Annotated in this window: 11 protein-coding genes; 7 read left to right on the top strand and 4 right to left on the bottom strand. The window is 56.5% G+C overall.

What is annotated here, in order from left to right; translation table 11 throughout:
- The first annotated feature begins 11 nt into the window (after positions 1-11).
- The 5 genes from rpsK (at position 12) to Pan181_RS22090 (ending at position 3,651) form a co-directional block, all read left to right on the top strand.
- Positions 12-407, top strand: a complete 396-nt coding sequence (gene rpsK, locus Pan181_RS22110; protein WP_145250304.1) for a 30S ribosomal protein S11 — start codon at positions 12-14, stop codon at positions 405-407.
- Positions 408-491: 84 nt separating this feature from the next.
- Positions 492-1,121: a 30S ribosomal protein S4 gene (gene rpsD / locus Pan181_RS22105; protein WP_145250301.1), complete on the top strand. Its 630-nt coding sequence runs from the start codon at positions 492-494 to the stop codon at positions 1,119-1,121.
- Positions 1,122-1,212: 91 nt separating this feature from the next.
- A complete protein-coding gene (locus tag Pan181_RS22100; protein WP_145250297.1) occupies positions 1,213-2,205 on the top strand; it encodes a DNA-directed RNA polymerase subunit alpha in 993 nt (330 codons plus the stop codon).
- Between the two features lie 35 nt (positions 2,206-2,240).
- Complete coding sequence (locus Pan181_RS22095; RefSeq protein WP_145250294.1) at positions 2,241-2,918, top strand: bL17 family ribosomal protein; 678 nt, start codon at positions 2,241-2,243, stop codon at positions 2,916-2,918.
- A 238-nt stretch (positions 2,919-3,156) separates the two neighbouring features.
- On the top strand, positions 3,157-3,651 hold the full coding sequence (locus Pan181_RS22090; protein WP_391483966.1) for a hypothetical protein: 495 nt from the start codon (positions 3,157-3,159) through the stop codon (positions 3,649-3,651).
- A 44-nt stretch (positions 3,652-3,695) separates the two neighbouring features.
- Here the strand turns inward: Pan181_RS22090 and Pan181_RS22085 are convergent, their stop codons facing one another.
- The 4 genes from Pan181_RS22085 to Pan181_RS22070 form a co-directional block, all read right to left on the bottom strand.
- The gene (locus Pan181_RS22085; protein ID WP_145250288.1) at positions 3,696-5,084 is read right to left on the bottom strand and encodes a sulfatase family protein; all 1,389 of its coding nucleotides are present in this window, start codon (positions 5,082-5,084) and stop codon (positions 3,696-3,698) included.
- Positions 5,085-5,207: 123 nt separating this feature from the next.
- The gene (locus tag Pan181_RS22080; protein WP_197528594.1) at positions 5,208-6,887 is read right to left on the bottom strand and encodes an arylsulfatase; all 1,680 of its coding nucleotides are present in this window, start codon (positions 6,885-6,887) and stop codon (positions 5,208-5,210) included.
- Between the two features lie 17 nt (positions 6,888-6,904).
- Positions 6,905-8,680, bottom strand: a complete 1,776-nt coding sequence (locus Pan181_RS22075; protein ID WP_145250282.1) for a FecR domain-containing protein — start codon at positions 8,678-8,680, stop codon at positions 6,905-6,907.
- An 81-nt stretch (positions 8,681-8,761) separates the two neighbouring features.
- Positions 8,762-9,310 carry a sigma-70 family RNA polymerase sigma factor gene (locus Pan181_RS22070; RefSeq protein WP_261342240.1) on the bottom strand — a complete coding sequence of 183 codons (549 nt, stop codon included), beginning with the start codon at positions 9,308-9,310 and terminating at the stop codon, positions 8,762-8,764.
- 463 nt (positions 9,311-9,773) lie between these two features.
- On the opposite strand from Pan181_RS22070, the gene Pan181_RS22065 reads away from it, so the two are divergent.
- Both Pan181_RS22065 and Pan181_RS22060 read left to right on the top strand, forming a co-directional pair.
- Positions 9,774-11,807 (top strand): sulfatase-like hydrolase/transferase, encoded by a 2,034-nt coding sequence (locus Pan181_RS22065; protein ID WP_145250275.1) that lies wholly within the window; start codon positions 9,774-9,776, stop codon positions 11,805-11,807.
- Positions 11,804-13,045, top strand: coding sequence for a LamG-like jellyroll fold domain-containing protein (locus Pan181_RS22060; RefSeq protein ID WP_145252393.1), 1,242 nt, complete (start codon positions 11,804-11,806; stop codon positions 13,043-13,045). Before Pan181_RS22065 ends, Pan181_RS22060 begins: the two co-directional genes overlap by 4 nt.
- The last annotated feature ends 68 nt before the right edge of the window (positions 13,046-13,113 follow it).

Genomic DNA, 13,113 nt, shown 5'->3' with positions numbered 1-13,113 from the left:
AACATTGGCGCATGGCCAAGCAATCGAGCAATTCCAAGACCAAGAAGCGTGTCAAACGCAACGTGGCTGTTGGCGTCGCCCACATCGTGGCAACGTTCAACAACACGACGGTCACGATTACCGACACCAAAGGCGATACCCTCTGCTGGGCGAGCGCTGGTACCAGCGGTTTCAAAGGCAGTCGCAAAAGCACTCCCTTTGCCGGACAGTGTGCTGCCCAGCAAGCGGCTGAAAAGGCCAAGAAGTTCGGCATGCGTGATGTCGACGTCAAGGTACGTGGTCCAGGAAGTGGCCGCGAAAGTGCGATCACCGCACTCGAAGCAGCCGGCTTGAAGGTAAAGAGCATCGAAGATGTGACTCCCCTGCCCCACAATGGTTGCCGTCCTCGCAAGAAGCGGCGCGTGTAGTACTCGGCCTGTGGTCTTTTATTTTCAGGCCAGCAGCACGCCATACATTTCCCACATCCAAGACCCAAGACCCTATACCCATTCATGGCCAGGTACACCGGACCCGTTTGTCGACTCTGCCGCCGCGACGGCATGAAACTGTTCCTCAAGGGCACTCGTTGCGATACCGCCAAGTGTGCGTTCGAACGTCGTGATTCGCCCCCAGGCATGCAGCAGACTCGCCGTGGCAAGCTCACCGACTATGCGATTCACCTTCGCGAAAAGCAGAAGGTCAAGCATTACTACGGGGTGCTTGAGCGTCAGTTCCGTCGCTACTATTCGGAAGCAGAGCGTCTGAAGGGTAACACCGGCGACAATCTGCTGACGTTGCTCGAACGTCGCCTGGACAATGTGGTACACCGCCTTGGTTTCGGCTTGAGCCGCTCGGCCGCTCGCCAACTTGTAAACCATGGTCACATCACGGTGAATGGCCGTGCGGTAGACATTCCAAGCTACCAGGTACGTCCTGGTGACGTGATTCGCGTCAAGAACAAGGCCAAGAGTCTGGATCGTGTTCGCCAAGCTTTGGGCGAAGGTAGCGGTCGCGACATCCCTGATTACCTGTCGGTGGATTCCGAAGGAGTTCCCGAGGGTATCGTGGGTCGCTTGCCGAGTGCCGACGACGTATCGTTGCCAGTACAAACGCAACTGATCGTCGAGCTCTGCTCGCGTTAATCGCAACTGGAACATAAGACACAAGGTTGGTCGGGACTCCGACCAGACACTAGGACGCTACTTTCTGTCCCCTACTTGTGGGAGGTTATCGATGCATATTCGTTGGCGCGGACTGGAACTCCCCAGCGTTGTTGAATGCGAACAAGAAACGCTCACCGGCACTTATGGCAAGTTCACGGCTGAACCGTTCGAGCGTGGTTTTGGCACAACGGTTGGCAATGGACTGCGACGCATCCTGCTGTCCAGCCTCGAAGGTAGCGCGGTCACCCAGATCAAGATCCAAAATGCCCAGCACGAGTTCACCACCGTGCCTGGCGTGTTGGAAGACGTGACCGACGTTGTATTGAACGTAAAATCGCTGGTGGTAAAAAACCACAGCGAGTCGACCAAAGTGCTGCGTGTCGAACGCAACACCGCGGGCGAGATCAAAGCTGGCGACATCGTAACCGACGAATCGGTTGAGATCATCAACAAAGATCACGTACTGGCAACCCTGACAGACGATGTACCGTTTGTGATGGAAATGGTCGTCGAGAACGGTCGTGGTTACGTGCCCGCTTCGGAGCACAGCGACAACGTTCAAGAAGTCGGCATTATTCCGATCGACGCTATCTTCAGCCCGGTGTTGCGAGTGCGATACCAGGTGGAAGAAACCCGCGTTGGTCAGAAGACGAACTACGACAAGCTGACCATCGAGATCACCACCGATGGTTCGGTTGGTCCCGAAATGGCTTTGGTTGAATCGGCCAAGATTCTTCGCAAGCACCTCAATCCGTTTGTTCAATACTCGAGCCTGGGCCCGCAAATCCGCACCCCGGTTCGTACGCCTTCGAACGACGGAATCGATCCTGGCTTGGAAGCCAAGCTCAATCTTCCGATTGCTGAACTCAAGCTGTCGGTACGAGCCAGCAACTGCCTGGAAAGCGAAAACATTATGACGGTTCGCGAGCTAGTAAGCCGCAGTGAGGATGCACTGTTGGAAGTTCGCAACTTCGGCGAGACAACCCTCACTGAAGTTCGTGCGAAACTATCGGAGTTGGGACTGCACCTTGGCATGCGTGTCCCCTCGCCCGCGAGCGTTTAGTAATTTGAACACCTTTATTTGCAAAGACTAGAGTCATGCGACATCGCCGCCAAGGCCGCAAACTAGGCCGCAATCCGAAGCATCAACGTGCTTTGCTCCGCAGCCTCGCCTGTGAATTGATCTTCACCGAGCGTAGCAAGGAGCACGTACTGTTCGATAAGTCGCTGGATCCCAACGCTCCGAATCCACCTGCAGTCGCTGGTCGTATCACGACGACCGTGCCGAAGGCAAAGGAAGTTCGGCCGTTCATCGAACGCTGCATTACCATTGCCAAGAAGGCTCAGGCCCCCATGGAAGCTGCGGCTGCCCTGGAAACCAGTGCCGACTATCGCAGCAGCGAATGGCAAACCTGGCGCAAGAGCGACAAGCACAACGAGTGGCAATCGGCGATCGCACCCGTCGTGGCTGCACGCCGCCGGTTGATTCAACTGCTCGGCAACCGCGAAGCGGCGAATCTGCTGATCGAAGAGATTGCTCCTCGCTTTGTTGATCGCGACGGTGGCTACACCCGCATCATTCAACTTGCCAAGCCTCGCTTGGGCGACGCAGGTGCTCAAGCCATCATCGAGTTTGTCGGCAAGAACGATCGCGTGGTTCAAAAGGCGGAACGCCCGACTTTCGACGAGGGTGAAGAAGCCGAAGAGACCGCACCAGCCCCTGCTGCCGAAGAAGTAGCCGAGACGGAATCGGAAACCGAAGAGGAAAAGAGCTAGCACTGCTATTTCTGGCATCTGCTTTTAGTTCATTTGCTCTGGCGTGAGCCACGCGAATTGACCATAACCAAACACGACCAACTTGCTAAAAGTTGGTCGTGTTTTTTGTTGCTCTTAGGTGATTCAGCCAGCTATGCCGCGCAAGAGATCCGACCGTTCTGGATTCCACTTCACGAGTGCGATACGAGCGATCTGCGACGACATGACACGTCGCGTTCCGCTTCTTTCCCATATCGACATGCAACGCGTTGCTGTGGGCTTTTGCCAAGCCCGCAAGCGGGTTCCTCACGGACTGCAAGCGTCCCTCACGCCATTACGATTCGAAGGCGGAGCTCGCACCAAGGTCACGCGTGGGCGGCTATACACTTGCGAGACGATACTCGATGCGTCCGGGCGGGAGTACTTGTACTTGCTGCAGTTCTATTTGCCGCGGTTTTTGGATCATTCGCTCGGCGAAAAGCTAACGACCGTGGTTCACGAGCTATGGCACATCAGCGAAGAGTTCGACGGGGATCTTCGCCGCCATGACGGGCGATGCTACGTACATGGGCCATCGCAACGGGAGTTCGACCGCACCGCCGCCCGACTGGCAGGCGAGTGGCTGGCTTCGGACCCACCGAGCGAACTCTATGCTTTCTTGCGGTACAACTTCAAAGAACTTCTTTCGCAGTACGGGCAGGTATTCGGCGAGCGCTATCCGGCACCGAAATTGATCCCCGCTAAGTCGGCTTAGTTAGCATGAATGGATAAGGCGTTTCAGTGGTTGAGCTCGCTTGCTTACGGGCTCACCAGCCCAGCATCACCTTGCTGCTTCATCCACTCAGCAAGCTCTTTTTTCAGTTGGGCAATCCGTTCGCTCTGGTCGGTTGATTCGATTAGATTGGTGAGTTCCCACTTATCTTCCGACACGTGGTAAAGCTCCCACTCGGGGCGATGATGGTAGCGGTCGATGATCGCTTGCGCATGAGGGTCGGTCTTGGCCAAAGCGTACCATTCGTTCCAGTACTCTCCAGCCAGTGGCTTACGGTTGAGATCTGAATGGTTGGTGTGCTGGCGTTCGGGTGCGAGGTTGTGAATCAGCTTCCACTCACGTGTTCTCACGCTCCGCATCGGATACTGATTCATCTTGCCATCGGCCGTGTGGGTGGTAAAGATTCGCTCACGGTGCTCTTGCTCACGGCCCAATAGCACGCCCGCAAACGAGCGGCCATCGAGACCAGCCGGAACTTCTCCGCCGCCGAGTTCAATGAGCGTAGGGATCAGATCGATCCAACTCACCATGGCATCGCTGGTGATGTCGGCTTCGATATGCTGGGGCCAGGTAACGATGAGCGGAACGCGAATGCCATAGTCGTAGACATTCCACTTACCGAACGGCCATTGCGAACCGTGATCGCTGGAGTGGACGAACACGACGTTCTCACCAAGTTGCTCGCGGGTTAGCTGGCGAAGATCACCAAGGTAGTTGTCCAAGCGTTTGATTTCTTCGTAGTAGGCGGCCCGATGATCGCGAGTGCTTGGGGTGTCGAGATGATGCGGAGGGAACTCCACCTCGGCAGGATCGAACGTACTTTTCGCTGCCCAGGGAACGTGTGGATTCGTGGTTCCCACGAACAAGCAGAGGGGTTGCTCTGATTCGCACTGCTTCAGATACTTGGCTACCACTTGGCGGAGCCGCCCCAACTCGTGCACTTGTTCCGCGTGATCGAATCCGTAGAGAGCTTGCGTGTTGTAATGGGCGACCTTTCCAAAAGCGACTACCTCGTAGCCAGCTTGTTTCAAATCGGCAACCAAACTGTGCGTTCCAGGGCGCGGTACCGAGTGGTTTGCTTCAGCTCCGTTGCGTGCAGGGCACAATCCCGTAAGCATGGCCGCCCGGCTGGGAGCACAGGAAGGCGACGCGACAAATGCGTGCGTAAAGGTCATGCCCTCCTTGGCCATCCGCTCAAACTCAGGTGTAGGGATGTTGTCGTTGCCGTAGAGGCTCGAATCGAACTGCGAGTGATCGTCGGACAGGTAAACGACCAGGTGAGGAGGATTTGCCGCCGCCTGAACACTCGGGAATAGAGCGAACGCTAGCAGCATCCAAACAATGTTGGCAACGATTTCAGACAACCGTCGCAGCGACTCCGTTACGAAGGACTCATTACTACGTACAACACTCACGTTATGGCTCTCTTGGAGAAGGTCAGGTAATGAACGACTGCTTCAACATGAGTTGTGAGGAGCGCAAGCTACGCGCAGCGATGCCGAAGGCATCTGCCCCCCTGCTGAATGGCGATTGTTCGCCTAGTTGCCGGCGGTCGAGACTTCGGTGGTCGATGCTTCCTCTTCACGAAGCGAATCTTGCCAGTCGGACCAGGCACCGACGAGTTCCTCGAGTTTGCGAGGCTCGGTGCTTGCCAGGTTGTTGGTTTCGCCGGGATCAGCAGCCAGATTGAAAAGCTCCCAATCACGTCCTGCCCGCTTCGAGGCCTTCCAGTCGCCGAACCGCACGCCGGCACCATCGCCGTGCTGGAAGAACAGATGACGTTCGTCAGAACGTTCTTGTCCAGCCAGTACGGGGGCCAGGCTAACACCATCTTGAAGTGTCGCAGCAGCGGGCTCGACGCCCGAGAGTTCGTAGAAAGTGGGGGCGATGTCGATCACATGCCCCACCTGGGGCACAAAGCCTCCGGTCGCTGACTTCAGGCCTTTTGGCCAATGCACAATCATCGGCGTGCGACAGCCACCTTCGTACGATTCCATCTTCCAGAACCGCAGCGGAGTGTTCGTAGCACTGGCCCAGGTGTGGCCGATGCCGGTGTAGCTTTGGTCGCTGCCGAGTTTATCACGATTCTCTGCATCGCGAAGCTCATGGTCGCGCATCGCTTTGTGACCATCGCGAGTTCCGCCATAGCGATCGTAGCCTGGGCCGCCTGGGATTTCAGGCGAGGCTCCGTTGTCGGTCAAAAACAGGATGCAGGTGTTCTCGTAAGCGCCCGACTGCTTGAGCTTGGCAATCAACTGACCGACGCCTTGATCGACGCAATCGACCATCGCTGCGTGCACGGCCATCTTGTCGGCTTCGAACGCTTGCTGTTCGCTGGTAAGCTCGCTCCATGCTTTGTTGTCGCCGGATAGTTCCCCTAACGCGACGGAACTATCAAATAGGCCCATCTCTTTTTGTCGGGAGAAACGCGATTCCCGGAGGGCGTCCCAACCTTCGGAGTACTTACCACGGTACTTTTCAATCGTTTCGGCAGGCGCCTGGATCGGCCAGTGCGGAGCGGTATAAGCAACGTACAAGAAGAAAGGTTTGTCGGTGGAGGTTGCCTCGTCGATGTACTGCATTGCGTGCTGCGTAATCGCTTCGGTGGCGTAGTAATCGTCAGGGACTTCGCGGACCGGGGTTTCGCCCTCGGTCAAACTAAAGGGATCAAAGTGGTTCACCACGCCCCACACGATGCCATAAAACTTGTCGAAACCGCGACGGGTGGGGTAAGTGTTGATGTTACCAAACGGCACATTGAGCTGCAGTTCGTGATTCATCCACAGGATGCGTTTCGGGCCAGTCGGACGATCGGGCAGGCGAGTCAGATGCCATTTGCCCGACATTGCCGTGGTATAGCCTCCGCGACGCAGGTTCTCGGCCACGGTAGGCACTTGCGTATCCATCGAGCGGCCGAAGTCACGCATGCCAACCCGCTCGGGATAGGCTCCCGTAAGCAAGCTGGCACGGGTTTGGCAACAGCGCGAGCAGTTATAGAACTGGGTGAACCGCAGCCCGCCGTCGGCCAATTGGTTGAGATTCGGCGTATCGACTTCGCCGCCGTAGCAGCCGAGGTCGGAATACCCCATGTCGTCGACCATGATCACGACAAAGTTTGGCCGAGACTCGCTGGCCGAATCTTCGGCCTTGGCGAGGGAATCACCAACGAAGGGGAAAACAACGATTGCGAGAAGAGCTAGCCTGACAACCTGCAACATGGAACACATCCGCCTAATTAGTCGCTAGAGGCAATATTCTTGCCTTTGGGAGGAGAACGATACTTTTCGCTAAGCCATTGATGAATGCCGAGCACGTCGGAATTGGCAAGCGGCTTATCGAAAACAACAAACTCTGAGATTAAACCAGTGAAGCCAAAACCTTGACGTTCGAAGTGAGCCCCCAAGAATCGAGGGGCTGAGGTCGATTGCAGCTTCGGGGCATCGTGCGATACCGCAACGGTCTCGCCATCGAGCCAAAGCGTGGCCTGCGAGGCTTCCGCATCGTAGGCATAGGTGACTACATGTACCCCATTATCCAAAGGTTGCATCGTACGAATCGTACCAACGTCGACCGGATCCAACTGATCTTTCAGGAACCCACGGTGCACCCGCGATTCGAGCGTTAAGTTTTGATTGACCTGCAGTACGGTATGGGGAGGCCCGTTAAGGTTGAGTAGCTGAACCCCTAGGTGTCTGTATTCTTTGCGGCTGCGAATGTGGTCTATGGCTGCTTGAGAGTCTAACCGGAAGACAACCACCGAGGTGCTGGAAGAGCCGAGCGTCAGCGGTTCGGTAACCATGCCTTCGTTGCCGGTGAACTTCAGCGAAGGATGCCCATTCATTCTGTCGGCCAACCATCGCGGCCGCTTGCTGGCTTCCACTTGCCAGGCGTCGATGGCCTTGTCGCCGGCAGCTGGTGCCAAATTACCCCAAGCGTATGCCCTGCCAGCGGGGTCGCACTGAATGGCTTGGCTCGCATCGAACCATAGCACCAATTGGTCAGTCACGGGAATCGCACTCGTGTCCCGCGTGCCCTGGTTGGCAAGCGTCCGCATGAAGCGTTGGGGATCAGAAACTCCTTCTACGTCCACTCCGCCCGGCTCGAGCCGAGTCCACGCCTGCCCTTTATTGAGCAGTACATGCTCAGCGGCTTTTGATTTTGTCGAGGTCGGTTCGGCGCGAACTTGCCCTTCGAACACGTGGGTCTCGACGCTGCCATCTTCGCTGATGATCATGCCGAATTCCGTACCAAGATCGATGAAGTCGCCCGCGTGTGTTTCGATACGAAAACCGCGCCCCTGTTCTGGCACACGAGCACTTAGCGAGCCTTGAATCAGCTGACCACTCTTATCCGAAGTCGCGACGAAGGCCGTACGTCCGCTAAGTGTGACAATCGGGCCGGAGTTAAACTGAAGCACGAGCATGCCGCGCGAGAGGTTGATTTGCTGACCAGCGTGAATGGCTGCCGAACTCGAAGTGCTCCAGCGATCCACCTCCCAGTCGCAATCGACCTTGCGAATTACCGTAGCGACACTATCGGCGGGCGTATTGGCGACCACTGGCGATGCCGTAACACCCTGCGAGGTGTCAACCGTCCTGACCGGTGGTTGTTGCGGAATAAGCACGAACGCCAGCATGGTAGCCAGCGATGCGACTGCAATGCTCCAGGCTAGCACATTCGAGCGGTGGCTCGCCTTGCGGGCTTTCTCGACACTGCCTGGGGTCGCGTGTACGTATACCCCGTCGCTGCCGGGGGTTTGATATTCGTCCGACGGACGCACGTGCTGATCGAATTTCTCGTCGATCGCCTGCATCGCACGCAACTCTTCGACCGAGAACGCGCGCACGGGAGCCAGCGACTCGGCCAAATCGGCGTGAACCTGCATCAGCTGCAAGTACTTTTCCACCGCTTCGGGGTCGTTCTGCAACCACTCCTGCAAGGCTTCGATATCAGCAGGATCGGCCTGCTGCTCGATGAGCTTGTTGATGAGTTGGTCTTTGCTGACATCCATAGCAGATCTTTAACCCAAGGAAACTCTAACTTTGCCTGTAAACTCTGATCGATTTTGTGTTTTGTCTGTCACCCGAACTACTTACGATTCTGCCGATCGCTGGGCGGCCTGCACTCCGCGTTGCACGCAATCGGCCAAGGTACGCCTGATTCTGGTTAGCGACTGCGACACGCTGTTTACTGGTCGACTCATTTTATCCGCTAATGCGTTCACCGAATTGCCTGGCTGGTAACGAGCCATAATGAGCGAGCGATCGCTTTCGCGGAGCTTTCGCAAGCACTCACCCAGCGCATCCAAGCGATTTGTCGATTCGGCCGAGGCATTGGAAAAACGAATCGCCAATTCCTCGAGCATCTGCGGATCAAGGGTGGCAATCTGACGAGCACTGCTCCGACGGTAGTTCAGCACGGTTCGGCGAGCTACGCCGCGTGCCCACGCCAAAAAAGGCAGATTCTCGTCGTAGTCCGCAAACCGCTTCCACAACACAATGTTCGTTTCTTGCAATAAATCCGCAGCGACATTCGGGTCGTACACCAGGGCAAGAATGTAGGCGTGCAAGGCCCGCTGAGTTTGCGCAAAGAGCCTGACAAATCTTTGCTCTTGCGGGGTTCCTGCCTGGTCGCCACCCATTCTTGCCTGCCCTGGGGATGCGGTTAATATCGCACAATTGAGGAGTGTTTGCGACCGCATAATGACCCGACTGCGATGCAATCCTTCTAATAATAGCTTGTATCCAGGTCCGCGAATCTGATTGGAATTTCTAAGAATATCCTCGGAATGCTACCTGCGATGGCAGATTTAGGGTGCGACATGCTCCTGTCTAGAAATCTTGAGATTTTCACAAAACCAGACTCAGAATCTGGCAACTTGCCACCAATAGCTTGTTAACCGAGGCCATAGCACGGCGAGCACCTCTCGTCGTGATGGTTTGCTTCGGCCATGAAATCCAAAGGCTTTAGGCGGCCTCATCTGCAACACCTTTAAAGGGTGTTTCAACTCCTTATTGGCGGAACTCGTGTTTATCTACCTTGGATTACTCCATCATCGGCTATGCGCCGGTCGGTGGATTGTTGCGGCTATCGGCTGTCTGCTTATGCTCTTTGCACAAGTAGCCAGGGCGGATGAACGTCCGAACGTCCTGGTGATCATGGCCGACGACCTCGGCTACTCCGACACTTCGCCCTTCGGCGGCGAGATGAATACCCCCGCACTCGAGAGCCTCGCCTCGAATGGCGTGCGGATGAGCAACTTCTACGTCACCCCGCGGTGCTCCAACACCCGCGCTAGCCTGCTCACAGGGCAGCAGTCGCACGCAGTGGGACTCCCGAACCTGGCGGGGGATGGAACGCAACTACCGAAGAACCACGTGTTCATCAGCGAGGTACTCCAAGCATCCGGTTACAACACTTATATGTCGGGCAAATGGCACCTGGGCAACACCGAGAACTTTGGTTCCGTTCCCGATGGTCATGTTCGCGACCCACGGGTGCGCGGGTTCGACCATTACTGGGGCTACACCGAAAACCATAGCCAAGACAACTTCCAAGGCAATTACCGATTGCTTTCCGACGAGATCCAAGAACGCAGCTACACTACCAGCGGCGACGGCCCTGGCGAGCCTGGCACCTTCTACCAAACCGACGCGATCGGCGACTATACGCTCGATTTTCTGCAGCACAGTCGCGACAAAAATAGCAGCGACGGCACCGATAACCCATTCTTTACCTACGTCGCGTTTGGCTCCCCCCACTTTCCCCTACAAGCCCGCGACGAATGGGTCGATCCCTTGGTCGAACGCTACGAAGTCGGCTGGGATGTGTTGCGCGATGAGCGACTTACCCGCATGCAGGAACTTGGGCTGATTGACGAGAGCGTTGCCCTCTCCGCCCGCAGCGATGTTGCCAACACCAATCATGGGGAAACCCTGCATCAGATTCGCGCGTGGGACAGCCTCGACAGCGACCGACAATCCGATCTGACTCGACGCATGGCGATTTACTCCGCCATGGTCGAACGAGTCGACTACAACGTGGGGCGTATTCTCGACGACCTCGAAGCGCATGGCGAGCTCGACAATACCATCGTCGTGTTCCTTTCAGATAACGGAGCCGACGGCGAGTGGCACGAGTTTGGCAAGAACGCCAGCGAAACGCCTCGCACCGGGGCAGCCCTCGATAGCATGGGGACCACGACCAACAGTGCAGATAAAGACATCTTCTATGGCACTGGCTGGGCCAATGTTGGTTCGACTCCTTACCGAAATTACAAGCACTACACCCACGAGGGTGGAATCAAGTCGCCCGCGATTATCCAGTGGAACAACGGGCTCAACGCTTCGCTGGCAGGGCAGATCAGCACGCAAGTTTCCGATGTGCGGGACCTGATGCCAACCTTGCTGGCATTGACTGGCAACGAGTATCCCGACGAGTGGACCGATCTCTCTGGAACCACCTACCAGACGCAACCTTTGCTGACCGAGAGCCTGGCCGACTTCCTGACCACCGGCGCGTCGCTCGACGATCGCCAACTTGGCTGGGAACACGAAGGGAACCGTGCGTTTCGCGTTGGCGATTGGAAGCTAGTCTCCAGCAACTTTGGCAGCACCTCTGGCGGGGCTGGCATCAACGAGTGGGAACTCTACAACCTGGCAGACGATCCAACCGAAGTGAACGACCTGGCCGGCAATGCAGCATACCAGGAACAGTTTGACTACATGCTGGCGGGCTACGAACGCTGGGCTTACCAGAACAAAGTCACCACCACGTTGCCTTGGTCGGCAGCCGACTTCAACCTGGATGGTGAGCTCACCACGGAAGACATCGAAGCCTTTGTTAGCGGCTGGCTCAAGGTAGCCGCTCAAGGAAGCATGGAGACCTTCGCCCGCGGCGATGTCAATCTCGATGGCGATACGGACATCGATGATTTCCTCCTGATGCGGAAGGCATTCGAACTCGGCGGTCAGGGGCAGCTGATCGCCGAGTTCGATGCGAACCAGCAAGTCCCCGAACCCTCGTCCGTGGTCATGGCCTCCGCCCTTCTGGCAGGCCTTCTTTTGTGCACCCGCGTGGCACATGAGCACAACCAACAACGTCTTATTGAATTGAATCCTCAAGGAGTGGCACAATGAAGACAGCTACTTGGCGGAACGCATCCTCAGTGCTGGGTGCGTTTGTTTTCGCTTGGCTGGCACTTCCCACACTATTTGCCGGGGCCGACTACACGCTCGACCGCTGGTATCGCCTGGGCGACGATCCGAGTGAAGGTGCTTTTGCAAACAGCAGCGTGTCGATCACCTACGACAGCTCGGGCTTGCTGGGCCAATCTCCTTCGCAATTGGCCGACCTCGAAGCGATTGGCTCGCCGCTCTATGTCGACATCTCGGGCGATCGCCCCCATGCGAATGCGACGCTTGATAACTACGCCATTTCGTTCGACGGTGCGACTCAGTACCTGCATGGTCCGAATCTGAACATTCCGTACGAATCGACCAAGCCCAACTTCTCTTACACCGGCACCGACGATCGAGGCTATCAATTGTGGTTCAAAATCAACACTGTCAGCGATGCGTACCAACACATGCTCGACGATGGCGACGAGCATTCGGCGATCATCACCCCCGCTGGTGATTTGGGCTTTGAGATGCGATCGAACGATGGTGGCCAAGCGAGCGTTGGCAGCCAAACAGCCGCTGTTGCTAACGAGTGGGTTCACTACGCCCAAATTCGTCCCGATGGAGCCAACGGTGGTGCTCTAGGTTATATCAATGGCCTGGCAGCCGTATCGCAGTCGGCTATCTACGACAGCTCAAGTCTGGAACTTGCCATTGCTGCGGATGCCGAAGACGACACCCTGGGTGGCACCGCCTTCACACCGAGCTACAACGGGCTGATCTCCGATATCGAGATGTTCGTGTTCGGCGAAGGTTATGGCGACTACAGCTATACCACCGACAACGGCTACTTTACCGACGTCTTTCTGCCCAGCACCGCTGGCTATTCTTACACCGACTCAAACCAGGATGGCCACAACGACAACGCCTGGATCGCTGGCGACATCAACTTTGATGGACAGCTGAACGTCGACGACGTGATGGCCTTTATCGCCGGTTGGAACTCCGACAACGCAGGCACTATCAACGGAAACGGCCCCTCGTTCGGCGATTACCAAACGCTCGGACTTGGCGACCTCGATCTCGATGGCGATACCGACGTTGACGACTGGCTGGTCCTCCGTGCAACCGGAGTTACCGCGGGAGTGGGCTCGCTTTCGGATTTGCTGGAGGGAGCAACTGTTCCCGAACCAACCAGCCTGGTTTTGCTAGCCGCCGGACTATTCGCGATGGCCTGCTATCGCTCACGAGTTTAGCTCATACCGCATTGTTCTTATCGCTTGATTGGCATACTTCACTTTTCTGCAGCTTGGGAGATGACGCT

Origin of the sequence: Aeoliella mucimassa, assembly GCF_007748035.1 — a bacterium.
Classification (GTDB): Bacteria; Planctomycetota; Planctomycetia; order Pirellulales; family Lacipirellulaceae; genus Aeoliella; species Aeoliella mucimassa.
This window is presented reverse-complemented; position numbering and strand designations above follow the sequence as displayed.